The sequence below is a fragment of the Streptomyces sp. NBRC 110035 genome (assembly GCF_000829695.1).
Classification (GTDB): domain Bacteria; phylum Actinomycetota; class Actinomycetes; order Streptomycetales; family Streptomycetaceae; genus Streptomyces.
Map to the genome: position 1 here is coordinate 290,814 of NZ_BBNN01000015.1, position 24,504 is coordinate 315,317.

Below are 24,504 nucleotides of genomic sequence, written 5' to 3' on the forward strand. Positions count from 1 at the left end.
GGGGACGCGGGCGTGCGGGGACGTGAGGGCGTGAGGGTGCGGGGACGTGAGGGTGCGGAGCTGCGGGCGTGAGGGTGCGGGGACGCGGGGGTGCGGGGACGAAGAAGCCTTCTGTCGTCAGGTGTCCCGGGGTGGTCTCCGGCAAGGTTCCGGTCGTCGGTCGTCGGCCGGAGCCGCCCGCTGCCCCCGCTGCCCGCTGCCCCCGGTGCCGTTCACCCGAGCGGCGACGGACGCGACGCGGCCCGACGGTCCGGATGCCGGGCCGTCGGGCCTCTTCGTCCCTGCCGGTGTTCTCGTCGGGACGTTCGCTCAGATGGGGAGGGACATCAGGGCGACGGGTTCGGTGGTGGGCTGCTCCGAGCCGCCGCCGGGTTCGACGGTGATGCCCATGCCCGACGCCCCGTCGACCGCGCCCCGCAGGAGAATGGCCTGGTCGCTGCGGGCGGGGTCCATCAGGCCGGCCGACCGCATGGTGCCGCCGTCGTCGAACCACAGCTGGTAGACCTTCCCGCCGGGCGGGCGGGCCATCCCGGAGGCGACGAACACGGCCCTGTCCCGGTCGCGGGAGACGACGACGGTGCCGGTGGCGCCGTCGCCCAGCCCGGACGCCAGTGTCCTGGCGTCCGGTGCGGCCAGCACGGCGGCGATCTCGTCCGCCGCCTGCACGGTGCGACGTGCCTGGTCGCGGGCGTCCTCGGCCCGCTGGTGCTGCCACACGGCCGTCCCGCCGAGCGTCGCGGCCGCCGCGAGACAGGCGGCGAGCGCCCACCCGGACAGCGTCCGGGCCCGCAGGCCGGCCCGGACGGGGAGGGGACGGGCACGAGCACCGGGCGTCTGCTGCCGGACCGTGGAGATCCGGCGCAGCACCTGGTCGCGCAGGGCCGGCGGGGGTGTCGTGGCGACGGCGAGGCCCAGGCGCGCCGCGGTGGAGCCCAGTTCGGCCGTCTCCTGCGCGCACGGTTCGCAGCCCGCCAGGTGCCGCTCGAACGCGGAGCTCTCCTCGTCGGACAACGCGTGCAGGGCGTAGGCGCCCGTCAGCCGGTGCAGATCGGTGGTCGTCACGCGGTCACCCCCAGGCAGTCGCGCAGCCGGATGAGTCCGTCACGCAGTCGGGTCTTGACGGTCCCCAGCGGAAGCGCCAGCGCCTCCGCCACCTCGCGGTAGGTCAGCCCCCGGTAGTACGCGAGGGTGACGGCCTGGCGCTGGAGTTCGGTCAGCGTGCGCAGGCAGCGGCGTACCTGTTCCCGCTCCAGCCGTGCCTCGACGTGCTCGGCCACCTCGTCGTACTCGGGAAGCCGGTCCAGCAGGGCTGCCTTGTGGTCCCGGGCGGCGGCGGCGTCCACCGACCGCACCCGGTCCACGGCCCGGCGGTGCGCCAGGGTGAGGATCCAGTTGATGGCCGTTCCGCGGTCGGGCCGGTAGCGGGGGGAGGTCCGCCACACCTCCACCAGTACCTCCTGCGTCACTTCCTCGGACTGTGCCTGATCGCGCAGCACGGCGCGCACGACACCCAGCACCGGCCCCGCCACGGCGTCGTAGACCCCGGCGAACGCCTCCTCGTCCCCCAGGGCCACCCGCCCCACCAGCTCCTGCAGGTCGGGTCTCGTCGAGGGATTTCCGACGATATGCACTGCTTCTTTCACCGAGGGCCTCCGCGGTCGGGACATGTCCGGTCGTAATCCGTTACCGCCACAGCCACGGATTGGTCACGGTGGCGACGGCACCGCGGTCGCGCACGACGGCACGGGCGAGCCCTACGGCACGGGGGACGCGCCGGTGTCCGCTTCCGCGGCCCCGTCCTTGCCGAGTTCCGCCGTGAACTGCGCGCCGGTGAGCAGCGCGAGGTTGGACAGCCAGAGCCAGACGAGGAAGACGACGACGCCGGCGAGGGAGCCGTAGAGCCTGCTGTACGTGCTCAGGGTGGAGGCGTACAGGGTGAACCCCGTGGAGACGGCCAGCCAGAGCGCGGCGGCCAGTATGCCGCCCGGCACGCTGTGGCCGTTGCGGCGGGCCGGGGCGGGCCCGGTGTGGAAGACCACGACGACCAGCAGTACCACCAGGCACAGCAACAGCGGCCAGCGCAGCAGGCTCCAGCCCCAGGCCGCCGTGGTGCCCAGGCCGATGATCCGGCCCAGGGCCTGCGCCAGCGGCCCGGTCAGCAGCAGGGCGAGCGAACCGGACAGGAGCAGGGCGAGCAGGGCGAGGGCGGTGAGCACGATGCGGTGCGCCGTGCGCCAGGGCGAACGCCGGTCCTCGACCCGGTGCATGCGGTGCAGGGCACGGCGGAAGACGGCGAGGTAGCTGGAGGCGGACCACAACGCGCTGACGGTACCGGCCACCAGAAGCGGCCAGGCGCCCCCGCCCGCGTCCAGCACGCGCGACAGGACGGCGTGCAGGGCGTCGGCGGACTCGGCGGGGGCGTACGCGGTGACGTGGGTGACGAACTCCTCGGCCGTGTTCGGGCTGAACGTGCCGAACGCCAGGACGGTCACCAGCATCGCCGGCACCACCGCCAGGATCGCGTAGTACGTCAGGGCCGCGGCGTAGTCGGAGATGTCGTCGTTCCACAGGGACACCGGGGTGCGCCGCAGCGCCGGCCCCCATGCGGCGGGCCGGTCCGCGCCGCAGGCGCCACCGGACACGGTTGTGGTCGCCTGCGCCGTGCCGCCGGGGTGTGGTGCCGACAGGTCCTTCGGGTCCTTCGTGGTCATGGCATGTCCCTCTCTGCGTCGGGTGACGTGCCTATGTCTCTCGGGACCCGCCCCGGTCGCGGTGGTGACGCGGATGCCCGCAAACGTCCGCGGAACACCGACGGGGCCGGGGCATCTCTGCGGCCCCGGCCCCGCGTTCCCCCGCACCGTCAGGCAGCGGGCATGAGGACGGTGTCGATGATGTGGACCTCGGCGTTGGCGGTCTTGACGCTGCCGCAGACGACCTTGGCGGAGTCGTTCACGGTGTAGTCCTCGCCGGAGCCGGCGGTGGTGAGCTCGGACTTCTCGAGCGTTTCGTAGGAGCCGCTCTCCAGGTCCTCGGGAGTGAGCTTCTGGCCGACGACGTGGTGGGTGAGGATCTGGGTGAGCTGCTCCTTGTCGTTGAGGACCTTCTCGAGGTCCTTCTCGGGGATCTTGGCGAAGGCGTCGTTGGTCGGCGCGAACACGGTGATGTCCTGGGCGTTGTTCAGGGTGTCGACGAGGCCGGCCTTCTTCACCGCGCTGACCAGGGTGGACAGGGCGGGATTGTTGGAGGCGGCGGTCGCCACCGGGTCCTTGGCCATGCCGTCGAAGGAGCCGGCGCCGTCCTCGGGGACGGAGGAGCAGGCCGGTCCGAAGGGCCGGCCTGCGGGGGTGGCGTCGGAGCCGCCCATGCCGTCGTCCGAGGCCGGTGCCGAGGCGGACGCCGCCGAGGAGGTGTCGGCCGTGGCGGAGTCGCCGCTGTCGTCGGAGCAGGCGCTCAGGGCGAGGGGAAGCAGGGCGGCGGCGGCCAGGGTGCCGGCGGTACGGCGGATACGGGTGGTCATCGTGTTTCTCCTGGGGTCAGGTGCAGCCGACGCTGCGTCAATGGGGGAGAGCGATCAGTGGTTCGTCGGTGACTCGGGTTCCGGCCGACGGTCACGGCCGGGCGGGCACCGGAGCGCACCCGCCGCCGGGGCCCGTCCGGGCCCGTTGACCGTGTGGTTCTTCTCGTGGCCGGTCACGGGGGGAATCCGGTTCCGCGCCTGCGGCGGATGGGTCGTATCCCTCGATCGGGTGAATTTTTTTTCCGGACCAATCCGCATGCGTTCCTGCTACGGACCAGGCAAATGGGGGTCTGCCTCCTCCTGGGTGGTCCCACCGGGCCGGGCTCCGCCGGGAGCCCCCACGAGGAAGCCGTCCGTGACGGGCGCGGCGCGCAGGTGTCGAACCCTGGGAGACCGGACGAGAGGAGCCCCCCGGTGGCGGGGGCCCGCAGACGGACCGCACCACCGGACGGTGCGGGAAGCCGCGGACCGCGAGCCGGGCATGGCCGTCGCGAGCCGGGCATGGCCGTCGTGGCGGTGGACGTCCGTACCGCCGGCCTCGTCCGGCCCCGTCCCCCCTCTGCCCCGTACCGGCCCGGCAGGGGCCGGTACGGGGGCACCTGTAACATCTCCGGCCCGGGGGGAGCACGCCCCGGGCCTGATGGTGACGGTGGCGGTCTCCTGGCGGTTCGTGCCGTCGGTTCGGTGTCCCGGAGCCCGGTGACCCTCTTCTGCGACGCGAAGGTTGAGTCTTGTCGAACGACATATCGAATGCCGTCGCGCAGGCCCGTTCCCCGCTCCCGGGGCCGGCGGCGAAGCCGGAGGCCGGCACCACCGCCGGCGGTGGCACACGCGACGCGTTCTTCGACAACGCGAAGTACCTGCTGATCGTCCTGGTGGCCGTGGGACACGCGTGGGAGCTCGTCGAGAGCACTCGCGCCACCAAGGCGCTGTACATCCTCGTCTACACCTTCCACATGCCGGCGTTCATCGTCGTCTCCGGCTACCTGTCGCGCAGCTTCGCCGGCCGCCCCCGCCAGATCGGGCGTCTGCTCAGCGGCATCGTGGTTCCGTACGTGGTGTTCGAGACCGCCTACTCCCTGTTCCGGCGCTACGCCGCCGACGAACCCGACTTCGCCATCAGCCTGCTCGACCCGTTCCTGCTCACCTGGTTCCTCGCCGCGCTGTTCATCTGGCGGCTCACCACACCCCTGTGGCAGCAGCTGCGTCACCCTCTCGCCGTCGCCCTGGCCGTCGCGGTGCTGGCGTCCGTCACCCCCGGCATCGGGGAGGACCTCAACCTGCAGCGGGTCCTGCAGTTCCTCCCGTTCTTCGTGCTCGGCCTGTGCCTGAAGCCCGAGCACTTCCGGCTCCTGGACCGTCGCGCGGTCAGGGTGCTGGCGGTCCCCGTCTTCGCCGGTGCGCTCGCCTTCGCGTACTGGGCGGCCACCCGCATGCGCAACGAGTGGTTCTTCCGCCGCTCCAGCGCGCAGGAGATCGGGGAACCGTGGTGGACCGGCGCGGTCATGACCCTCGCGCTGTTCGGCTGCTCCCTGCTGCTGACGGCCGCCTTCCTGGCCTGGGTCCCGCGTCGGCGTACCTGGTTCACGGTGCTCGGCGCCGGCACCATCTGCGGGTACCTGCTCCACGGCTTCCTGATCAAGGGCGCCAAGTACGCGGGCTTCATCGACGCCCACGACTGGCTGCACGACCCCGCCGGGAAGATCGTCCTCACCCTCGTCGCGGCCGTCGCCGTCACCCTGATGTGCACCCCGCCGGTGCTCCGTGTCCTTCGCCCGGTGACCGAGCCGGACCTGTCCTGGGCCCTCCGCCGGGACCCGGCCGAACGACCGGCCAAGGGCTGAACCGCCACGCGGCCGGTGACGGCGACCCGCGGCAGCAGGTCGTTCGCAGGGGGTCCCGGCGCGACGGCGGCCTCCGCCACTTCGCCCGTCATGCCCGTCGCCCCTGCCGTCAGGACCGCGGCAGCGGCGGAAGCGGCCGCTGCCCACGAGGTCGTCCGGTTCTGCCGGTCGGCGCCGCTCGGTCCGTCGGCTGTTGCCGGCCCGACGCCGGCGACCGGGCCGGATCCGGTGGACGGGCCGGTGAAGCGTGGCGACTCGCCGGATCGCCCGCCGGGTCCTTCCCCGGGCACTGCTGACCGGCGGTCCGTGGCGGATGTAAGGGTTTCGTCATCCGCCGGGCGGACCGGGACGGCCGCTCGACCCGTTGAATGGGAGAGAGCCGAGTGACTTGCAGAAGGAGGCGGTATGGGACGGGTGCGGAGCGCGTTGGTCAGGCCGTGGACGGTCGGTGTGCTGGTGGTGGCGGTCGCCGCGGTCGCCTTCGGGCTGTACTGGTTCCAGCCGTGGAAGCTGTGGCAGGACGAGACGGTGCAGGAGTCGCTGCCCGCCGCGGCAGCGGCGGTCCCGCCGGATCCGGTCGAGACACCGTCCGGTGCGTCCTCCGCGCCGCCGGCCCCGTCCGGACCGACGACGCTGGCGAGCGGCGAGCTGATCAGCCACGAGCACGCGACGTCCGGCACGGTGAAGCTGGTGCAGCTGGCCGACGGTTCCCACGTGGTGCGCCTGGAGCAGCTCGACACCAGTAACGGACCCGACCTGCGCGTGTGGCTGACCGACGCCCCGGTGAAGGAGGGAACCGCCGGCTGGCACGTCTTCGACGACGGGGAGTACGTCAGCCTCGGCAAGCTCAAGGGCAACAAGGGCAGCCACAACTACGCCCTGCCCGAAGGCGTCGACCCGGCCCGGTTCAGCAGCGTCAGCATCTGGTGCGACCGCTTCGACGTCTCCTTCGGTGCCGCGGAGCTCGCCCGGGCCTGACGCGGACGGCGGAGTTCCCGCGCGGGCCGTCCTCCTCGAGGTTCCCGCGCGGGCCCTTTTCCACCGGGCCGTCCGGTGACGGGCCGACGGCACCCGTGCCTCGGGTGGTCCCGCCGGACCACTGCTCGCCTCCCTGCTGGTCACCAGTGAGATCGTCCGCAGGAAGTACCGCTGGGTGGAGCGGGGCGCTTTCCTGCTGGTCGTGGCGCTCCCCCGGTTCGCAGCCGTGGTGTACACCGCGTGACCCCCACCGGGCGCCCACGCCCGCCGGGTGTCACGGGGACCGCGACCGCCCGGACCCACCGGCGGTTTCGACGGGTCCGGGCGTGCCGGGCAGTGGTCCGTTCGCGAGGTCAGTTCACGGTGAAGAAGTAGTCTTCGGCGGCCAGTCGGATGCCTGATCCGGTCGTCGCGTAGACCGTGAGGTAGTGGAAGCCGTTCGTGTCCGGCGTCCAGTCGACGCTCGCGGTGCGGTCGGTGCCCGCGGCGACCACGACCTCCGGGCCCCCGTCGAAGGAGTACGTGTAGCTCACGACGTCTTCCACCTTCGGCGCGAACGTGAACGTTCCCGGAACGCCGACGCCGCCGCTCGATCCGTTCTCGGGGTAGGCGTCCGAGGTGACGGTGGGCGTCGTGTCGTAGCTGATGTTCCACGATGCCGTGTCGCTGACCCAGCCGTTCGCGCTCCTGCTGGTCACCTGGATGAACGCGCCGTGGATGCCGTCGAGCGTGAGCTCCACCTGCGCGGTGCCGTCCTCCGCCGCCGTGACGTCGACGGTCTTGGTGCCGCCCTGGTGGTCGCTGGTCCGTACGGAGTAACCGACGACCGGGCTCGTCGACTGGAGCGCCGCGTCGGGCCGGAGCGTGAACAGGGTTTTTTTGCCGAACTCGGGCGACGGGACGGCCGGGGTGACGGTCGGAGCCGTGGAGCCTACGCGGAACGTGTAGCTGGTGGTCGCCGAGCCGTTGAAGGCCCGGTCCAGGCTGCGCACCCACAAAGTCATCACGCCGGCACCGTGCGGCGGAATCAGGCTGAGCGTTGCCGAACCACCGGGGGCGTCGGCGCGCTTGAAGTACTCGGAGTGCGAGTACGGGTCGACGGGCTGCGGGATGCCGTAGTCGCCGATGCTGGTGCCGATGACCGAGAAGTCCTGCTGCCAGGAGAACTGGAAGCCGGTGACGTCGTCGTCGCCGTTGGCGTTCAGCGTGAACGTGACCGGCCGGCCGCCCTGGTTCCACTCGTCCGGAGGGTAGTTCGGCGAGGAGAGGGCGGGCGCGTTCGCGGGGCGGGTGTTGTCGATCGTGACGTAGCAGGGAGCAGACCACTCCGAGGCCGCGTCCCCGGCCACCGTCTGCGCCTGCCAGGCGTAGGTCTGTCCGTCGGTGAGCGCGGCGGCGGGTACGGTGACGGGAGCCTCGAACCGGGGTCCGGCCCGGTCGCGGGTGACCGTGGTGACCTGATCCGGGTCGGCGACCGGCCAGATCTGGTACCGCGCAGTCACCAGGGAGTCGCCGGTGGTGCCGGGGATGCCCGTGATGGCCAGGCCGTCGCGGGCCCAGAGGTGGGTGGGCCGGTTCACGTCGGCCGAGCAGTGCCGGTTGCCGTTGAACAGCTGAGTGGGTGCGGTGGGTGTCCCGTCAGCGGCGCTCGCGGGCGAGGTGCCGGCGGTCAGCGCGAGGCCGAGGACTCCCACAGAAGCGAGGACGGCACGTAATCCCGTGCCGAAGGACATGGTCAAGTGGTCCCTCCCTGTCGAATGCCCGTCAGCAGCGCCCTGACGTGCACTGGTGTACGAGCGGCGAGGGGATCGTACGCGGGCGCCGCAGGGAATAAAGGACGGTGACGGCGCCCACCTCGTCGCCGTGGTGGGGGCGCCCCCGGCGGGCTCCCCGTCCGTCGTCCGCCGCAGCATCCTCCGCCCACGCCGTTCACGCACCGGCCCTCCGCCACCCGCACGGCCTCGGCAGTCGCCGGCAGTGCCGTCGCCTCCCGTGAACGTCCACCGGCTCGCCGGTCACCGACCGCCGCCGCGACCGGTGACGAACGCCGCCTACGGGACCGGGCGGCAGCCTGCGCACGCGGTTCTCACTCTTCCTCAAGCCCTTGCCAAGCCGGCTCACAGCCGGGTGACCCATGGTCGAACCATGAGCCGATCCACTGTGAACGGTGGCAGGCCGGAGGCGGGATCTTCGGGGCCCCTCAGCCTCAGCCGCCCGACAGCTTGCGGACGGGGAAAAGTTCCGAACACGGTCTCGGCGGGGGAACCATCATCAGTGGGGAGCCGGCGACGGCCGAGCCGCAGCCCACGCCGCCCGCTCACCGCGGGGCAGCCCTGCCCGGAACAGCCGTGTCAGCCGACGCAGAACCGACCCGGCCGTGATCAGCCAGACCTCTTCTCCCTGGCCTGGCTGACGGGCCACCGGGAAGTTCCGGCACCTGGTCCGCAAGCGCCTTGGGGCCGCGGTGGCGGCCCAGGTGGGGTGGGGCGCGCCGAGGCTGAGCCGCGTTGCCGGTGGCTTCCCTGGTTATCGCATCCATGCTCCAGTGCCGTCGGTTCGGATCCGAGGAGTACGCACGTTCCCGCTGTGTGCCACCGGCCGCGTTACCAGCCCGAAGCGCCGAACAGTCACAGCTCCTACCGGGCGACCTGCCCGGCGAGGCCGGTTCGGGTGTACGGAAGCGCACCCTCGGGACCGGAATCTCGCGTGTGGTGGTACCGGACCGCCCTCACGCCGGAACCAGGTCCCGCTGCCCTGCTGCGAACGCCCCGTCCTGACACCGCTCCGCAGATCGGTCCAGGCCGCATCCTCGCGTTCCGGTCCGGGAACGGTCCTGACTTCCGGCTCACGGCAGATTGCCTGCTCACCGGCCATCCCTGTGATCAACTCCGTTTGTTCCATTGACATTTCACTCAGCGGGCCTACCGTTGGGAGCGCTCCCACTACAGCTTGCAACTGGAAGGAGTTCCCCCCACATGCGCAGACAGAGTTCGTTGACCGGGCGTTCGCGGTCGCCCTTCCGCCGGCCTCTCCAGGTGCTCGTCATGCTGTTCGCCGTAGTCGTCGGCGCACTGACCTGGTCGGCCCCCGCCCAGGCCCACGGCACCATCGTCGGCCCCGCCACCCGCGCGTATCAGTGCTGGAAGACGTGGGGCAGCAACCACACGAACCCGGCCATGCGGACCGAAGACCCCATGTGTTGGCAGGCCTTCCAGGCCAACCCCGACACCATGTGGAACTGGATGAGTGCGCTCCGCGACGGCCTCGGCGGCCAGTTCCAGGCACGGACCCCCGACGGGACGCTCTGCAGCAACAACCTCTCGAGGAACGCCAGCCTGAACACGCCCGGGCAGTGGAAGACCACCACCGTCGGGAACAACTTCTCGGTCCACCTGTACGACCAGGCGTCGCACGGTGCCGACTACTTCAAGGTCTACGTCAGCAAGCAGGGATTCAACCCCAAGACCCAGACCCTGGGCTGGGGCAACCTCGACTTCATCACGCAGACCGGCCGTTTCGCCCCGGCGCAGGACATCACGTTCCCCGTCCAGACCTCCGGCTACACCGGACACCACGTCCTGTTCGTGATCTGGCAGGCCTCGCACCTCGACCAGGCCTACATGTGGTGCAGCGACGTGGACTTCGGCTGAGCCGGGAAGCGCCGCACACGGCACCGGCCTCTGCCCGGCGCCGGTGACCCGCCGCCCGACCGACCGAGCTCCGTCGGGACAGGGGACCCATTCGGTCACCCTGCCCCGACGGGGCTTCCTGCGCTCCTTGCGCTGTGACCGGGAACCCTTGCCGGACCGCCGTGGTGCCGGATGTCAGGACGGCGTGGGGCAGGGGCGGGTGTGGCGTCACCGGTGAGGGTCCGTCGGCCGGCCGAGCAGGAGGGGCAGAAGCTGCAGCAGGTCGGCGTCACACGTGGCGCAACCATGCGACGTGGGGCACACCGCCGCCGAATCGGACCGGACAAAAAGAAACCCCAGGGCGCTTACCTGGGGTTTCGCCTGGAGCGGGTGACGAGAATCGAACTCCCGCTCTCAGCTTGGGAAACGACGGCGCTTGCGTGGCCGGACGCTTCCGGCCTGGCCGTTTGCTTCCAGCGTGACCCCTGCGGGCGCGGGATCGCACCGCTGTTGACCGTGGTCGACCCGTCGCACGGGCACGCCATGGGCACGCCGCCGGCTCGAAGGCGCGGCAAGTCCTTCTGGGGAGCACCGCCGAAGCGCTGTGAGCGACCCGCTCGATCGCGCCGTGCGGTCGATGCGCTTTCCCGGCCGGTCCTGCGGGCGGATCAGCGCAGTCCGGCGAAGAGATCGTTCTCGGGCAGGGCCGCGCCGGTGGCGTCCTGGACACGGACGAAGGTCTCCATGCCCATCAATGCGCCGAACCTCTCCTTTCCCATCTTGAGGAAGAAGATGTTCTCGCCCTGACTGGCGTGCGCGGCCAGCGCGTCGAACTTCTGACCGCTGAACGCGGTGGTGTCCACCCACGTGGTGACCTCATCGTCGGGGAGGCCGATCTCGGCCATCGCGGCGGCCTCGGCAGGGTCCGGCTCCGGCATGTCCGGATGGAACTCGCGCATGATCTCGCCGAACTGTTGCATCCCCGAGCGGGGCATCGTGGTCCAGTACACCTTCGGTGTCAGCGCGGTCATCTCCAGCGCCGCCATCGTGATGCGGTGGGCTTGGATGTGGTCGGGGTGGCCGTAGAAGCCGTTCTCGTCGTAGGTGACGACCACATCAGGTCGGTAGTGCCGCATGAGTTCCGCGAGTCGGGCAGCGCCTTCCTCCACGGGGGTCCGCCAGAAGGATCCGGGGGCGTCGTTGCTCGGCCAGCCCGTCATCCCGGAGTCGGCATAGTCCAGCATCTCCAGATCGCTGACCTTCAGGACGTCACAGCTCGCTTTGAGTTCTTGACGACGCATCAAGGCGACCGCCGCCGGGTCGTGCCCGGGATCGCCCGGCTTGACACCCCCCGGCCCGTCACCGCAACCACCGTCGGTACACGTCACGAGAACCGTGCGGATGCCTTCCGCCGCGTACCGCGCCAGGACACCTCCGGTTCCGGTGGCCTCGTCGTCGGGGTGGGCGTGTACTGCCATGAGCGTCAAGGGTCGGTCAGTCATGAAACAGTCCTCCTGCGGATATAAGTCCTGGCCCGAGTACGCGGCGGGCGTGCCGCGATCCTGGAGCCCGGATCCTGGTGGGGCGGATGACCTTGCGGCCTCAGTGCTCCCGCCGTCTGGCGCCGGCCCCTCGGTCGGTGCAACCGCGCCGGACGCACCGGCTGTTCCCGGCGCGGCCACTCGGCCTTCGGGCGTCGGCGTTCAACGCGACCGGGGGACAGGCGCGACTGCACGTCTCAGCACCACGTCGGATTCGGCTTCCGTCCAACACCAGCTGTGAGATTCCGATCGGTGTGCGGGCCTGGGGATGCGTAGAGCGGCTGAGCGCGGCAGATGCGGTCGCACATGGCTGCCGGGCCCTCGCCTCGGCTCGGGAGATCACAGAATGTGGGATCACCCCTACGGACTTCGACCTCCACGAGAAGTGGTTCGGTGCAAGAGGCGGCGAGCACGGTGCGGTGCCGTAGCCCAATGCCCCACACCCATGACGGGCGCGGCCAGTTCCGCCCCCTGCGATCGCGGCGTCCGACGAACCGAAGGACAAGGAACCTGCGTGTGTCAATCTGAACCGTTCCGGGTTCGGTAGAGATCTCAGATGTTGGGTGTGACCTGGAGTTGTACGCCGAGTCGGGGCCGGACGGGTTGGTCTTCGTCGGGGAGAAGGGGGCTCCCTTCCGGCGCAGCACCTTCGGGCGGACGTGGCGGAAGGCGCGTGAGGCCGTCGGCATGTCAGAGGGCTTCCGGTTCTACGATCTCCGGCACACCGGGCACACGCTGTCCACCCGGTCCGGGGCCACGCTCAAAGACACCATGGTCCGTGCCGGGCAGTCCTCGGAGAAGGCGGCGCTGATCTATCAGCACTCCGACGACGAGCGGCAAGCGGAGGTCGCCGCCGGGCTGGATGCCACCGTGCGGAAGGCGCGGGCCGCTGCCAGGGAGAAGGAGCCCGACAGGCCTTCTGGCACGAATCTGGCACGCGGCAAGTGATCACGGAGCACAGCAGAAAGGCCCGGGTCTCTGACCTGGGCCTTCTTCATGGAGCGGGTGACGAGAATCGAACTCGCGCTCTCAGCTTGGGAAGCTGATGTTCTACCATTAAACTACACCCGCTTGTGATCCAGGACGCCGGCCTCGGCCGGTGTCCGGATGCCCGCCCACTGTACCCCATGCCGGGTCTCCGGTGTTTCCCGTACCCGGGGGCCTGATGGTGCCTCAGGGGTGGAAGCGGGTGCGGAGGGCTGAAGTTGGGGCGTACGGTGGGGGCCCCGAGCGGGGGTGGTCGGGTGTGGAGTGCCGCCTGCAGGGCCGTCCCTTTGATCCCGTAACGTGGCTTTTGTCGTCAGGGCAGGAAGCCAGATGCGGTTCTTGGGGAAGGGACTCTCGGACTTGATGCAGCGCACCGTCGTCCGCTGTGCCGATGGGCACGTGTTCACCGCCACCTCGTTCCCGATGCGGCAGGCCGAGCGACTCGGCCCCGGTCGGTTGCTGCGTTGTCCGCGCTGTGCGCGGCTTCGCAGCGTCGTACCGGTGGTCTTCGAGAAGCGGTAGAGCGGCAGGGCCGGGTCCGGCCCGCCGACCGTGAGACCGGTCGGCGGGCCGGGGCAGCACACCTGGGGCAGGGGCGCGTGGGGCGGCGGGATGGTGGCCGGCCTGCGCGTCTTGCGTATCCTCGGGGAGTGCTTCTCTCAGACAAGGACATCCGGGCCGAGATCGACGCCGGGCGGGTACGGATCGATCCCTACGACGAATCCATGGTGCAGCCGTCCAGTGTCGACGTGCGCCTCGACCGCTTCTTCCGGGTGTTCGAGAACCACCGGTACCCGCACATCGACCCCTCCGTCGAGCAGGCCGATCTGACCCGGCTCGTCGAGCCGGAGGGGGACGAGCCGTTCATCCTGCATCCCGGTGAGTTCGTGCTGGCCAGCACGTACGAGGTGATCTCACTCCCCGACGATCTCGCCTCGCGGCTCGAAGGGAAGAGTTCGCTGGGGCGGCTCGGGCTGGTCACGCACTCGACCGCCGGGTTCATCGACCCCGGCTTCTCCGGTCACGTGACCCTCGAGCTGTCGAACCTCGCCACGCTCCCCATCAAGCTCTGGCCCGGTATGAAGATCGGCCAGTTGTGTCTGTTCCGGCTCAGCTCGCCCTCCGATTTCCCGTACGGCAGCGAGCGGTACGGGTCCCGGTACCAGGGGCAGCGGGGGCCCACCGCCTCGCGGTCCTTCCTCAACTTCCACCGGACCCAGGTGTGAGCGGCGCGGGTGACGCGAGCGGCGTGCGGGAGAAGCTCACGTACGAGCAGTTCGGTGTCGCCGTGCGTGAGCTCGCGCAGGCCGTCGCCGACGACGGGTACCGGCCCGACGTCGTGCTGAGCATCGCCCGTGGCGGTGTCTTCGTCGCCGGCGGGCTCGCCTACGCCCTCGACTGCAAGAACCTCCATCTCGTGAACGTCGAGTTCTACACCGGCGTGGGGACGACGCTGGAGATGCCGGTCATGCTGGCGCCCGTGCCCGACGTCGTCGACTTCACCGACAAGAAGGTGCTGATCGCCGACGACGTCGCCGACACCGGCAAGACGCTCAGGCTCGTCCGTGACTTCTGCCTCGACGCCGTCGCCGAGGTGCGCAGCGCCGTCGTGTACGAGAAGACGCAGTCGCTGGTGAAGTGCGAGTACGTCTGGAAGCGGACCGACAAGTGGATCGACTTTCCGTGGTCCGCGCAGCCGCCCGTCGTCGGGCGGGCCGGGCAGGTTCTCGACGCGTAGAGCGGGGGAAGAGGGAAAAGAAGAAGGGGGCTCCCCGCCGGGAGCCCCCTTCCTCGTGTGCTGCTCGCCGCGCTACAGCGTGCCCAGCTTGATCAGGGACAGCAGGGCCAGGAGCTGGATCGCCGAGGCGCCCAGGGCCTTCGGCCAGGGGAGGTCGTGGGAGCGGCTGACCATCAGGGTGAGGAGCGCGCCGCCCGCGACCCAGGTGGCCCAGCCGATGATCTGGACGAACGTGGCGTCGCCGCTCGCGAACATCGCCAGGATCAGGCGCGGGGCGTCCGTGAGGGACGCGATCAGCATGGACAGGCCGACCGTGGGCTGCCAGTTCCCGTTGCCGCCGAGCTGGCGGGCCAGGGAGTGGGTGACCACGCCCAGGATGAGGAAGCTGATCACCATCGCCACGGCCGTCATCAGGACGATGGGTATGGCGTTGGTGATGGTGGCGTTGATCGCCTCCTCGCGGGCGCCGTCGAAGCCGAAGACCGCGAGCAGGCCGTAGAGGAAGGTCACGATGAGGGCGGGGCCCCACACCGTGTAGTCACGCATCTGCAGGAAGGTCCGGTCGGGGGCGGTGACGATGCCCTTGAGCAGGTCCTTCCAGCGCAGCCGGGGCCCCACCGGACCCGGCAGGGGGGCCGCGTCACCGGGGTAGTGGTCGTCGTTGATCTGGAAGGCCTGGGTGTGGCCCGGGTTGTTCGCCGCGTAGGGGTCGTGCGGGGCGTGTGGGGAGTGCGGGGCGTGGGCGCCGGGAGGGTACGCGCCGCCGTCGCCGAAGTATTCGGGCTCGTCGTGTCCGCCGCCGTGACCGCCGCCACGCCCGGGGCCGTGCGGGCCGCCGTGGCCGCCGTCCGGTCCGGCCGGGCCGCGGTTCATCTGCGGCCAGCCGCCCCCGCTGCCCCCACCGTTGCCGCCTCTGCCGTAGGGCGGCTGCTGGGGCGGGTACGGTCGAGGCGCCTGCGGGGAGCCGTACGACGGCCCCGGCGGCGTCTGCTGTCCGTACGGAGGGTTGTGCGGTCGCGCGTGAGGAGCGCCGTTGTTGTCCCGGCCGCGTCCGATTCTGAATCCAGCCACGTCGTCGAACGTACCTGGTCCCGGCGAGCCGCGTGCCGGGCCCGGGGTTCCGGGCCCGGCTTTGCGGCTGAGCTGTGACATCCCCTAAGGGGCCATCAGCCCGGTTGTCCGTCCTGCGTAGGGCTTCGCGGCGGCCCGGTCCTGCGGAGGACGGAGCCGAAGCCGGAAGAGGACGGAGCCGAAGCCGGAACCGGAGCCGGTGTCATTCGAGGAAACCGCCACTGAACTCCGGCAGCGTGACGGCGTCCTGCGACGCCGGGGTGGTGCCCGTGCCGTGCAGCAGGATGGCGCGCCACTGCGCGCCCACGCCGAGGTCGGCGCGGCCGTCGGCGTTCAGGTCGCGCAGGCGTACGGAGTGCCCGAAGAAGCTGTCGGCTTCGGCCGGGCCCAGCACCGTCTGGGCGATCCAGGAGGAGCGGGAGCCGCTGAGGCCGCCCGAGCCGCCGCGGAAGAAGTGCACGCCGCCCTGGTAGGCCCGGTCGCCGACGGCCTCGTGCGGCACGCCGACCGCGAGGTCCGCGTAGCCGTCACCGTTCGCGTTGCCGGCGGAGACGGCGTAGCCGAAGTCGTCGTCCGCCTCGGGAGGGTGGCGGCCAGGGCGGCGGTCTGTCTGCGCGAGAAGGTCTCCCGGGGTGGGTGGGCCGACGGGCTGGTGGGACCGGCCGGCCGGCGGTGCGGGGCCGGCCGGTGGGCGGCGTCAGCCGTTGACGTGGAAGCCGAACAGCGGGGTGCCGGCCGAGGAGATGCCGGCGGGGGTCAGACCGATGCCGCGTCCGGCGGGGTCGATCTTCGTGCCGTCGGAGTTGAAGACGACGGCGTAGCCGTTGCCCGTGTTCTCCCAGGGGGTTCCGACCGTGAGGTCGGCCTTTCCGTCGCCGGTGACGTCGGAGAGGAGGACCTCGCCGCCGAAGCCGTCGTTCTCCGCGCCGCCGCCGGGGACGCCCGGGGTGTTCTGGTCCAGGGCCTGGGAGCCGGTCTCGCGCAGGCCGCCGGTCCAGCCGTAGATCACGGAGACCATGCCGGCGTCCTTGACCCCGTCCAGGTCCTCGCCCGGCGCGCCGACGACGAGGTCGTCGTGGCCGTCGCCGTTGATGTCGCCGAGGGAGACCTCGTAGCCGAAGCTGTCTCCGGTCTCGTTGCTGCCGGGCACGCCGGCCGTGTTCTGGTCGATGGTCTCGGCGGCGCCGTCGGGGCCGGACGACGTCCCGTAGAGGATCTCGACGGCTCCGCCCTTGGACGTGCCCGCGCTGTTGCTGCCGCTGTCCCACTGGTTGCCGATGACGATGTCGCCGCGGCCGTCGCCGTCCACGTCGCCGATGTCGGAGATGATCCCGGCGGGCAGCTTCTGCGCGCCCGGCGTCGTCATACCGGAGGAGGAGCCGGGCAGCCAGTAGTTGGCGTTGTACGAGTACTCGTCGTCGCTGTCGCCCTCGTAGCCGTCCACGACCAGGTCGGTACGGCCGTCGGCGTCGATGTCGCCCGGGGTGAGGTTGAAGATGTCCAGGCCCTTCACCTTGAGAATGGGGGTCGTGATGCTGTAACGGCCTCCGGTGGAGCCCGACTTGGTGAAGCCGCCGCGGTAGATGTCGACCTTGTTGATGTCGGACGCGATCGCGAGGTCGTCGCGGCCGTCGCCGTTGTAGTCGCCGGCCGCGACCACCTGGCCGAACCAGTCGTGGGTGGAACGGGCCGGGTCGGAGACCGTGGTGCCGCCGGACAGGCCGCCGGAGCCGCCCCACAGGATGACCACGGTGCCGCCGTCGGTGTCCGAGCCGGCGTCCTCGCCCGGCGCGCCCACGGCCAGGTCGGCGTAGCCGTCGCCGTTGTAGTCGCCGGGTGCGGTGTGGGAGCCGAACTGGTCGCCCGTCTCGGCGGCGCCCGGGACGCCGGCGCTGTTCTGGCTGAAGGTCTGGATCCTCTTGGCGCCCGCGCCGCCCGGGGAGCCGTACAGGACGGTGACGACGCCGGCCTTGGACTTGCCGTTGACGGAGGCGAGGGGGGCGGTGACGGCGACGTCCCGGTAGCCGTCACCGTTGAAGTCGCTGTCGAGGCCCGGGGCGGCGGCCGCGGGTCCGGCCGTGGCCACGAGCAGGCCGCCGGTGAGCGCGGCCGCGGTGGCGGTCGCCAGGGTGATGCTGAGCTTCTTGCGCATGGGTCTCCTGCCCTGTGCGGGACGGCCGTCGGCTGCGGCGCCCCGTGCCGATGCGGTGATGCGTCCGTGCTCGCCCTGGAGGGGGCACGGGTTCACCGGGAGGTCACGGGGTGATCATCGTCAAGGAGACCGGCGAGGGGTGGGGAGAGTTGTACGTGGACATGGCGAAAGTGCGGGAGGGGTGCGCGACGGGCGTGAGGCAGGCACCGACGGGCGTGAAGCCGCCGCCCGCCCCGCATGGTTGAGCCCCGCGCGGTTGCGCCCGGGACGGACGCGTCGGGGCAGGCGCGTCGGGATGGACGCGTCGGGACAACGACGGCGCCCCGCCGCCGGCCGGAGCCGGGACGGGGCGCTGGAAGCTGGAGGAGCGAGGGGGAGTGCCCTGGGGCCGGTTACTTCACCGGCTCGGGCTCCGGGGCGTCTTCGCTCTCCGTCTCGCCCGCCGGGTCCAGCGGTGTCTTGACGGACTCCAGCAGGAGCTGGGCGACGTCCACGACCTGGATGGACTCCTTGGCCTTGCCGTCGTTCTTCTTGCCGTTGACCGAGTCGGTCAGCATGACGAGGCAGAACGGGCAGGCGGTGGAGACGATGTCGGGGTTCAGGGCGAGGGCCTCGTCGACGCGTTCGTCGTTGATGCGCTTGCCGATCCGCTCCTCCATCCACATCCGCGCGCCGCCGGCGCCGCAGCAGAAGCCGCGTTCCTTGTGGCGGTGCATCTCCTCGTTGCGCAGGCCCGGGACGCCGGCGATGATCTCGCGCGGAGGCGTGTAGATCTTGTTGTGCCGGCCCAGGTAGCACGGGTCGTGGTAGGTGATGAGGCCCTCGACCGGGGTGACCGGGATCAGCTTGCCCTCGTCGACGAGGTGCTGGAGCAGCTGGGTGTGGTGGATGACCTCGTAGTCGCCGCCGAGCTGCGGGTACTCGTTGCCGAGGGTGTTGAGGCAGTGCGGGCAGGTGGCGACGATCTTCTTGGCCGACTTGGGCTTCCTCGTCTCCTCGGTGACGTTGCCCTCGTCGTCGGTCTCCTCGCCGAAGGCCATGTTCAGCGACATGACGTTCTCCATGCCGAGCTCCTGGAACAGGGGCTCGTTGCCGAGGCGGCGGGCGGAGTCACCGGTGCACTTCTCGTCGCCGCCCATGATCGCGAACTTGACGCCCGCGATGTGCAGCAGTTCGGCGAAGGCCTTGGTGGTCTTCTTGGCGCGGTCCTCGAGGGCGCCGGCGCAGCCGACCCAGTACAGGTACTCGACCTCGGACAGGTCCTCGATGTCCTTGCCGACGACCGGGACCTCGAAGTCGACCTCCTTGGTCCACTCCAGGCGCTGCTTCTTGGCCAGGCCCCAGGGGTTGCCCTTCTTCTCCAGGTTCTTGAGCATCGTGCCCGCCTCGGACGGGAAGGAGCTCTCGATCATCACCTGGTAGCGGCGCATGTCGACGATGTGGTCGACGTGCTCGATGTCGACCGGGCACTGCTCGACGCAGGCGCCGCAGGTGGTGCAGGACCACAGGACGTCGGGGTCGATGACGCCGCCCGCGGCGGAGCCGCTGTCGGACGCGGCGTCGAGCGTGCCGATCAGCGGGCGCCCGGCCTCGGCCAGCGCCGCCGCCGGCACGTCCTTCAGGGCCTCGGCGGACGCCTTCTCCTCGCCCTCCATGGTCGTGCCGCCGCCGGCCAGCAGGTAGGGGGCCTTGGCGTGCGCGTGGTCGCGCAGCGACATGATCAGCAGCTTGGGGGAGAGCGGCTTGCCGGTGTTCCAGGCGGGGCACTGCGACTGGCAGCGCCCGCACTCGGTGCAGGTGGAGAAGTCCAGCAGGCCCTTCCAGGAGAACTGCTCGACCTGGGAGACGCCGAAGACGTCGTCGTCGCCGGGGTCGGTGAAGTCGATGGGCTTGCCGCCCGACGTCATCGGCTGCAGGGCGCCGAGGGCGGTCCCGCCGTCGGCCTCGCGCTTGAACCAGATGTTCGGGAAGGCGAGGAAGCGGTGCCAGGCCACACCCATGTTGGTGTTCAGCGAGACCACGATCATCCACACGAACGAGGTCCCGATCTTGATCATGGCGACCAGGTAGACCAGGTTCTGCAGTGTCCCGACGGACAGGCCGTCGAAGGCCAGGACCAGCGGGTACGAGGCGAAGTACGCCGCCTCGTAGCCGTCCACGTGGTGCAGGGCGCCCTCGAGGCCGCGCAGCACGTAGATGGCGAGGCCGATGGTGAGGATGACGTACTCGACGAAGTACGCCTGACCCGACTTGGAGCCGGCGAAGCGGGACTTGCGGCCCGGGCGTGACGGCAGGCTGAGCAGCCGGATGACGATGAGCACGGCGATGCCGAGCACGGTCATCACGCCGATGAACTCGATGTACATCTCGAACGGCAGGAAGCCGCCGATGACCGGCAGCACCCAGTCGGCCTGGAAGAGCTGGCCGAAGGCCTGGGCGAGGGTGGGCGGCAGCGTCAGGAAGCCGACGGCCACGAACCAGTGGGCGATGCCGACGATGCCCCAGCGGTTCATGCGCGTGTGGCCGAGGAACTCCTTCACCAGGGTCACACTGCGCTGGTAGGGATGGTCGGTCCGGGTACCGGCCGGGACCGGCTGGCCCAGCTTGAAGTACCGGACGAACTGGCCGATCGCGCGTGCGAGCAGGGCAACGCCGACCACGGTCAGGACCAGCGACACGATGATCGCGGCGAGTTGCATGGGGGCTCCTCGGGCCTGCGAGGGTTTCGTCGGGGGCTCCTGCCACGGGATTCCCGACATTACTAAGCGGTAACTTATGTAGTCCGTCCGAGACTACCCCCAACCCCGGTCGCACTGTAGCCGGGTGCGGGGTGATCTGGGTCGCTGAGGCTTGCCTTGGCGGGTGCCCCGGATGTGGCCGCGTGACGGCCCGTAAAGCGGGGCATACGCCACTAACTTATATCCGTGGCGCGCGCCCGCGTCCGCGTGCCGCCGCGACCGAGACCTGCGGCGGCGGCCCGCGGAGGCCTGCGTGCGGCGCCTCCGTGCGGCGCCCTTCACGCTCCCCGGAGGGGCTGTTCCCGCCTCGCCTGCCCGCGCGACTTCGCGACATCACAGGTCAGCGCCTGGTTGCGCGTAAGGAGAGGATAAGAGTTGAGTCCGGCTGACTCACCTCTGTTGACCCTGCGCCGGACGTCAGGCATGCTTGAGTCTGTTCCACTCAAGTCAGTTGGAGGAATCGAAATGGCACGTGCGGTCGGCATCGACCTGGGCACGACTAACTCCGTCGTCAGCGTTCTGGAGGGCGGCGAGCCCACCGTCATCACCAACGCCGAGGGCGCCAGGACCACGCCTTCCGTCGTCGCCTTCGCGAAGAACGGCGAGGTGCTGGTCGGTGAGGTGGCCAAGCGTCAGGCCGTGACCAACGTCGACAGGACCATCCGGTCGGTCAAGCGCCACATGGGCACCGACTGGAAGATCAACCTGGACGGCAAGGACTTCAACCCGCAGCAGATGAGCGCCTTCGTGCTCCAGAAGCTGAAGCGGGACGCCGAGGCGTACCTGGGCGAGAAGGTGACCGACGCGGTCATCACCGTCCCGGCGTACTTCAACGACGCGGAGCGCCAGGCGACCAAGGAGGCCGGCGAGATCGCCGGCCTGAACGTGCTGCGCATCGTCAACGAGCCGACGGCCGCCGCCCTGGCGTACGGCCTCGACAAGGACGAGCAGGTCATCCTGGTCTTCGACCTCGGTGGCGGTACGTTCGACGTCTCGCTGCTCGAGATCGGCGACGGCGTCGTCGAGGTGAAGGCCACCAACGGTGACAACAACCTCGGTGGTGACGACTGGGACCAGCGCGTCGTCGACTACCTGGTCAAGCAGTTCCAGTCCGGGCACGGCGTGGACCTGGGCAAGGACAAGATGGCGCTCCAGCGCCTCCGTGAGGCCGCCGAGAAGGCCAAGATCGAGCTGTCCTCGTCCACCGAGACCACGATCAACCTGCCCTACATCACCGCCTCCGCCGAGGGCCCCCTGCACCTCGACGAGAAGCTGACCCGCGCCCAGTTCCAGCAGTTGACCGCGGACCTGCTCGAGCGCTGCAAGACGCCGTTCCACAACGTGGTCAAGGACGCCGGCATCGCGCTGTCCGAGATCGACCACGTCGTCCTCGTCGGTGGCTCCACCCGCATGCCCGCCGTCGCCCAGCTCGTCAAGGAGCTGACCGGCGGCAAGGAGGCCAACAAGGGTGTGAACCCGGACGAGGTCGTCGCCATCGGCGCCTCGCTCCAGGCCGGTGTCCTCAAGGGCGAGGTCAAGGACGTCCTGCTGCTCGACGTCACCCCGCTGTCCCTCGGTATCGAGACCAAGGGCGGCATCATGACCAAGCTGATCGAGCGCAACACCACGATCCCGACGAAGCGCTCCGAGATCTTCACCACGGCCGAGGACAACCAGCCGTCGGTGCAGATCCAGGTCTACCAGGGCGAGCGCGAGATCGCGGCGTACAACAAGAAGCTCGGCATGTTCGAGCTGACCGGTCTGCCGCCGGCACCCCGCGGCGTCCCGCAGATCGAGGTCTCCTTCGACATCGACGCCAACGGCATCATGCACGTCACGGCGAAGGACCTCGGCACCGGAAAGGAGCAGAAGATGACCGTCACCGGCGGCTCCTCGCTCCCGAAGGACGAGGTCGACCGCATGCGTGAGGAGGCCGAGCGGTACGCGGAGGAGGACCACCAGCGCCGCGAGGCCGCCGAGTCCCGCAACCAGGGCGAGCAGCTCGTCTACCAGACCGAGAAGTTCCTCGCGGACAACGAGGAAAAGGTCCCCGGCGAGGTCAAGACCGAGGTCGAGTCGGCCGTCGCCGAGCTGAAGGAGAAGCTCAAGGGCGAGGACACCGCCGAGATCCGCACCGCCACGGAGAAGGTCGCGGCCGTCTCCCAGAAGCTGGGCCAGGCCATGTACGCCGACGCGCAGGCCTCCCAGGCCGCGGGCGGCGCCGCCGGGGCCGACGCGGGTGCCGCCGGGGCCAAGGCGGACGACGACGTGGTCGACGCCGAGATCGTGGACGACGAACGTAAGGACGGTGCGGCGTGACCGAGGAGACCCCGGGCTTCGACGAACAGTCGCAGCAGCCCGACGTCCCCTCAGGCGTTCCGGCCGATGACGCCGAGCCGAAGGCCGCAGCCCCCTCCGCGGAGGAGGAGGCGGCGGCCCCGGCCGGGGACTCGGGTCCCGATGCGGGTCTGGTGGCCCAGCTGGACCAGGTGCGTTCGGCACTCGGCGAGCGCACCGCCGACCTCCAGCGGCTCCAGGCCGAGTACCAGAACTACCGCCGCCGGGTCGAGCGCGACCGGATCGCGGTCAAGGAGCTCGCCTCGGTGAACCTCATGACCGACCTCCTGCCCGTGCTCGACGACATCGGGCGCGCGCGGGAGCACGGCGAGCTGGTCGGCGGGTTCAAGTCCGTCGCCGAGTCGCTGGAGGCGACCGTGGCGAAGCTGGGCCTGCAGACGTTCGGCAAGGAGGGCGAGCCCTTCGACCCGACGATCCACGAGGCCCTGATGCACTCCTACGCCCCGGACGTCACGGAGACGACGTGCGTGGCGATCCTGCAGCCCGGGTACCGCATCGGCGAGCGCACCATCCGTCCCGCGCGGGTGGCCGTCGCCGAGCCGCAGCCGGGTGCCCAGCCGGGCAAGCCGGCCGAGGCCGAGGAGGGCACAGAGGCGGCGGCGGACGAGAAGGAGACCGGTGGCCCCCAGGAGGGCTGACGCCCCGGCCGGCGCGGGCGTGCCGGCGCGGGCGGGCACGACAAGCGGGACGGGCAGGACGGGCGGGCCGGGGACGGCCCGCAGGGCAGGAGAGGAGGGACGTCGGGGATGAGTACCAAGGACTTCATCGAGAAGGACTACTACAAGGTTCTCGGCGTCCCCCAGGACGCCACCGAGGCCGAGATCAAGAAGGCGTACCGGAAGCTCGCCCGCGAGTACCACCCGGACGCCAACAAGGGCAACGCCAAGGCGGAGGAGCGTTTCAAGGAGATCTCCGAGGCGAACGACATCCTCGGCGACGCCAAGAAGCGCAAGGAGTACGACGAGGCCCGCTCGCTCTTCGGCAGCGGAGGTTTCCGCGCGGGGCCGGGGGCGGGCGGTGCCGGGTCGTTCAACTTCGACCTGGGTGACCTCTTCGGGGGCGGCCAGGGCGGTGGTCAGGGCGGCGGCCAGGCCGGTGCCGGTGGCTTCGGCGGCGGGATCGGTGACGTCTTCGGCGGCCTGTTCAACCGCGGTGGCGGCACGGGCGGCGCGCGTACCCAGCCGCGGCGCGGCCAGGACATCGAGTCCGAGGTCACCCTGAGCTTCACCGAGGCGATCGAGGGGGCGACGGTCCCGCTGCGGATGTCCTCCCAGCAGGCCTGCAAGGCCTGTTCGGGCACCGGCGACAAGAACGGCACACCGCGCGTGTGCCCGACCTGCGTCGGTACCGGGCAGGTGGCCCGGGGCAGCGGCGGCGGCTTCTCGCTCACCGACCCGTGCCCGGACTGCAAGGGCCGCGGGCTGATCGCGGAGAACCCCTGCGACATCTGCAAGGGCAGCGGCCGGGCCAAGTCCTCGCGGACGATGCAGGTGCGCATCCCCGCGGGGGTCAGCGACGGCCAGCGGATCCGGCTGCGCGGCAAGGGCGCTCCGGGAGAGCGCGGCGGCCCGGCGGGCGATCTCTACGTGGTCGTGCACGTCGGCAGCCACCCGGTGTTCGGCCGCAAGGACGACAACCTGACCGTCACCGTCCCGGTCACCTATCCGGAGGCGGCGCTCGGCGGTGACATCCGCGTCCCGACGCTCGGCGGTCCGCCGGTCACGTTGAAGCTCCCCCCGGGGACGCCCAACGGGCGGACCATGCGGGCGCGGGGCAAGGGAGCGGTCCGCAAGGACGGCTCGCGCGGTGATCTGCTGGTCACCGTGGAGGTGAGTGTTCCCAAGGATCTTCCGGGGAAGGCTCGTGACGCGCTGGAGGCGTATCGCGAGGCGACCGCGGACGAGGATCCGCGGGCGGAGCTGTTCCAGGCCGCGAAGGGAGCTTGAGGGCG

The 24,504-nt window shown here is 70.6% G+C and carries 17 protein-coding genes, 1 tRNA gene and 2 pseudogenes; 9 read left to right on the forward strand and 11 right to left on the reverse strand.

The window, feature by feature from the left end; all coding sequences use genetic code 11:
• Positions 1 to 309 precede the first annotated feature (309 nt).
• From TU30_RS01425 to TU30_RS01440, 4 genes are all read right to left on the reverse strand, one after another.
• On the reverse strand, positions 310 to 1,062 hold the full coding sequence (locus tag TU30_RS01425; RefSeq protein WP_042163406.1) for an anti-sigma factor domain-containing protein: 753 nt from the start codon (positions 1,060 to 1,062) through the stop codon (positions 310 to 312).
• Positions 1,059 to 1,643, reverse strand: coding sequence for a sigma-70 family RNA polymerase sigma factor (locus TU30_RS01430; protein ID WP_042163409.1), 585 nt, complete (start codon positions 1,641 to 1,643; stop codon positions 1,059 to 1,061). Before TU30_RS01430 ends, TU30_RS01425 begins: the two co-directional genes overlap by 4 nt.
• A gap of 111 nt (positions 1,644 to 1,754) precedes the next feature.
• Positions 1,755 to 2,711, reverse strand: coding sequence for a YihY/virulence factor BrkB family protein (locus tag TU30_RS01435; RefSeq protein ID WP_078878033.1), 957 nt, complete (start codon positions 2,709 to 2,711; stop codon positions 1,755 to 1,757).
• 149 nt (positions 2,712 to 2,860) lie between these two features.
• Positions 2,861 to 3,517, reverse strand: coding sequence for a fasciclin domain-containing protein (locus tag TU30_RS01440; protein ID WP_042163411.1), 657 nt, complete (start codon positions 3,515 to 3,517; stop codon positions 2,861 to 2,863).
• A gap of 731 nt (positions 3,518 to 4,248) precedes the next feature.
• Here TU30_RS01440 and TU30_RS01445 point away from each other — a divergent pair.
• Complete coding sequence (locus TU30_RS01445; RefSeq protein WP_042163413.1) at positions 4,249 to 5,361, forward strand: acyltransferase family protein; 1,113 nt, start codon at positions 4,249 to 4,251, stop codon at positions 5,359 to 5,361.
• Between the two features lie 405 nt (positions 5,362 to 5,766).
• Positions 5,767 to 6,339 (forward strand): DM13 domain-containing protein, encoded by a 573-nt coding sequence (locus TU30_RS01450; protein WP_042163416.1) that lies wholly within the window; start codon positions 5,767 to 5,769, stop codon positions 6,337 to 6,339.
• Positions 6,340 to 6,692: 353 nt separating this feature from the next.
• On the opposite strand, the gene TU30_RS01455 is transcribed toward TU30_RS01450, so the two are convergent.
• Positions 6,693 to 8,072 (reverse strand): hypothetical protein, encoded by a 1,380-nt coding sequence (locus TU30_RS01455; protein WP_042163418.1) that lies wholly within the window; start codon positions 8,070 to 8,072, stop codon positions 6,693 to 6,695.
• Between the two features lie 1,311 nt (positions 8,073 to 9,383).
• Here TU30_RS01455 and TU30_RS01460 point away from each other — a divergent pair.
• On the forward strand, positions 9,384 to 9,989 hold the full coding sequence (locus tag TU30_RS01460; protein ID WP_042163420.1) for a lytic polysaccharide monooxygenase: 606 nt from the start codon (positions 9,384 to 9,386) through the stop codon (positions 9,987 to 9,989).
• Between the two features lie 647 nt (positions 9,990 to 10,636).
• On the opposite strand, the gene TU30_RS01465 is transcribed toward TU30_RS01460, so the two are convergent.
• Positions 10,637 to 11,470 (reverse strand): PIG-L family deacetylase, encoded by an 834-nt coding sequence (locus TU30_RS01465; protein ID WP_042163422.1) that lies wholly within the window; start codon positions 11,468 to 11,470, stop codon positions 10,637 to 10,639.
• A 609-nt stretch (positions 11,471 to 12,079) separates the two neighbouring features.
• Here TU30_RS01465 and TU30_RS01470 point away from each other — a divergent pair.
• A pseudogene (locus TU30_RS01470) lies at positions 12,080 to 12,457 on the forward strand (tyrosine-type recombinase/integrase); the annotation flags it as partial.
• Between the two features lie 49 nt (positions 12,458 to 12,506).
• Here TU30_RS01470 and TU30_RS01475 read toward each other — a convergent pair.
• Positions 12,507 to 12,580: transfer RNA gene (locus TU30_RS01475), tRNA-Gly, on the reverse strand.
• Positions 12,581 to 13,146: 566 nt separating this feature from the next.
• On the opposite strand from TU30_RS01475, the gene dcd reads away from it, so the two are divergent.
• Positions 13,147 to 13,722, forward strand: coding sequence for a dCTP deaminase (gene dcd / locus TU30_RS01485; RefSeq protein ID WP_042163426.1), 576 nt, complete (start codon positions 13,147 to 13,149; stop codon positions 13,720 to 13,722).
• A 23-nt stretch (positions 13,723 to 13,745) separates the two neighbouring features.
• Positions 13,746 to 14,234 (forward strand): phosphoribosyltransferase, encoded by a 489-nt coding sequence (locus tag TU30_RS01490; protein WP_042163884.1) that lies wholly within the window; start codon positions 13,746 to 13,748, stop codon positions 14,232 to 14,234.
• 72 nt (positions 14,235 to 14,306) lie between these two features.
• Here the strand turns inward: TU30_RS01490 and TU30_RS01495 are convergent, their stop codons facing one another.
• From TU30_RS01495 to TU30_RS01510, 4 genes and pseudogenes are all read right to left on the reverse strand, one after another.
• Positions 14,307 to 15,386, reverse strand: a complete 1,080-nt coding sequence (locus TU30_RS01495) for a Yip1 family protein (RefSeq protein ID WP_042163429.1) — start codon at positions 15,384 to 15,386, stop codon at positions 14,307 to 14,309.
• Positions 15,387 to 15,507: 121 nt separating this feature from the next.
• Positions 15,508 to 15,858, reverse strand: a pseudogene (locus TU30_RS01500) (FG-GAP repeat protein); the annotation flags it as partial.
• 144 nt (positions 15,859 to 16,002) lie between these two features.
• Entirely contained in the window at positions 16,003 to 17,457 is a 1,455-nt protein-coding gene (locus TU30_RS01505) for an FG-GAP-like repeat-containing protein (RefSeq protein ID WP_042163433.1), read from the reverse strand.
• A gap of 392 nt (positions 17,458 to 17,849) precedes the next feature.
• Entirely contained in the window at positions 17,850 to 20,156 is a 2,307-nt protein-coding gene (locus tag TU30_RS01510; RefSeq protein ID WP_042163436.1) for a (Fe-S)-binding protein, read from the reverse strand.
• Between the two features lie 504 nt (positions 20,157 to 20,660).
• Between TU30_RS01510 and dnaK the strand changes: the two genes are divergently transcribed.
• The 3 genes from dnaK to dnaJ all read left to right on the forward strand — a co-directional run bounded on the left by dnaK (position 20,661) and on the right by dnaJ (position 24,499).
• Positions 20,661 to 22,514, forward strand: coding sequence for a molecular chaperone DnaK (gene dnaK / locus TU30_RS01515; protein ID WP_042163438.1), 1,854 nt, complete (start codon positions 20,661 to 20,663; stop codon positions 22,512 to 22,514).
• Entirely contained in the window at positions 22,511 to 23,191 is a 681-nt protein-coding gene (gene grpE, locus TU30_RS01520; protein ID WP_042163440.1) for a nucleotide exchange factor GrpE, read from the forward strand. Before dnaK ends, grpE begins: the two co-directional genes overlap by 4 nt.
• A gap of 108 nt (positions 23,192 to 23,299) precedes the next feature.
• Complete coding sequence (dnaJ, locus tag TU30_RS01525; RefSeq protein WP_042163443.1) at positions 23,300 to 24,499, forward strand: molecular chaperone DnaJ; 1,200 nt, start codon at positions 23,300 to 23,302, stop codon at positions 24,497 to 24,499.
• The last annotated feature ends 5 nt before the right edge of the window (positions 24,500 to 24,504 follow it).

What these genes read in the sequence shown, in the direction of transcription:
- TU30_RS01435 (WP_078878033.1), bottom strand. Translation starts at nt 2,711, where the DNA reads ATGACCACGAAGGACCCGAAGGACCTGTCGGCACCACACCCCGGCGGC.
- TU30_RS01440 (WP_042163411.1), bottom strand. Translation starts at nt 3,517, where the DNA reads ATGACCACCCGTATCCGCCGTACCGCCGGCACCCTGGCCGCCGCCGCC.
- TU30_RS01450 (WP_042163416.1), top strand. Translation starts at nt 5,767, where the DNA reads ATGGGACGGGTGCGGAGCGCGTTGGTCAGGCCGTGGACGGTCGGTGTG.
- TU30_RS01455 (WP_042163418.1), bottom strand. Translation starts at nt 8,072, where the DNA reads ATGTCCTTCGGCACGGGATTACGTGCCGTCCTCGCTTCTGTGGGAGTC.
- TU30_RS01460 (WP_042163420.1), top strand. Translation starts at nt 9,384, where the DNA reads ATGCTGTTCGCCGTAGTCGTCGGCGCACTGACCTGGTCGGCCCCCGCC.
- TU30_RS01465 (WP_042163422.1), bottom strand. Translation starts at nt 11,470, where the DNA reads ATGACTGACCGACCCTTGACGCTCATGGCAGTACACGCCCACCCCGAC.
- TU30_RS01495 (WP_042163429.1), bottom strand. Translation starts at nt 15,386, where the DNA reads ATGTCACAGCTCAGCCGCAAAGCCGGGCCCGGAACCCCGGGCCCGGCA.
- TU30_RS01505 (WP_042163433.1), bottom strand. Translation starts at nt 17,457, where the DNA reads ATGCGCAAGAAGCTCAGCATCACCCTGGCGACCGCCACCGCGGCCGCG.
- TU30_RS01510 (WP_042163436.1), bottom strand. Translation starts at nt 20,156, where the DNA reads ATGCAACTCGCCGCGATCATCGTGTCGCTGGTCCTGACCGTGGTCGGC.
- dnaK (WP_042163438.1), top strand. Translation starts at nt 20,661, where the DNA reads ATGGCACGTGCGGTCGGCATCGACCTGGGCACGACTAACTCCGTCGTC.
- dnaJ (WP_042163443.1), top strand. Translation starts at nt 23,300, where the DNA reads ATGAGTACCAAGGACTTCATCGAGAAGGACTACTACAAGGTTCTCGGC.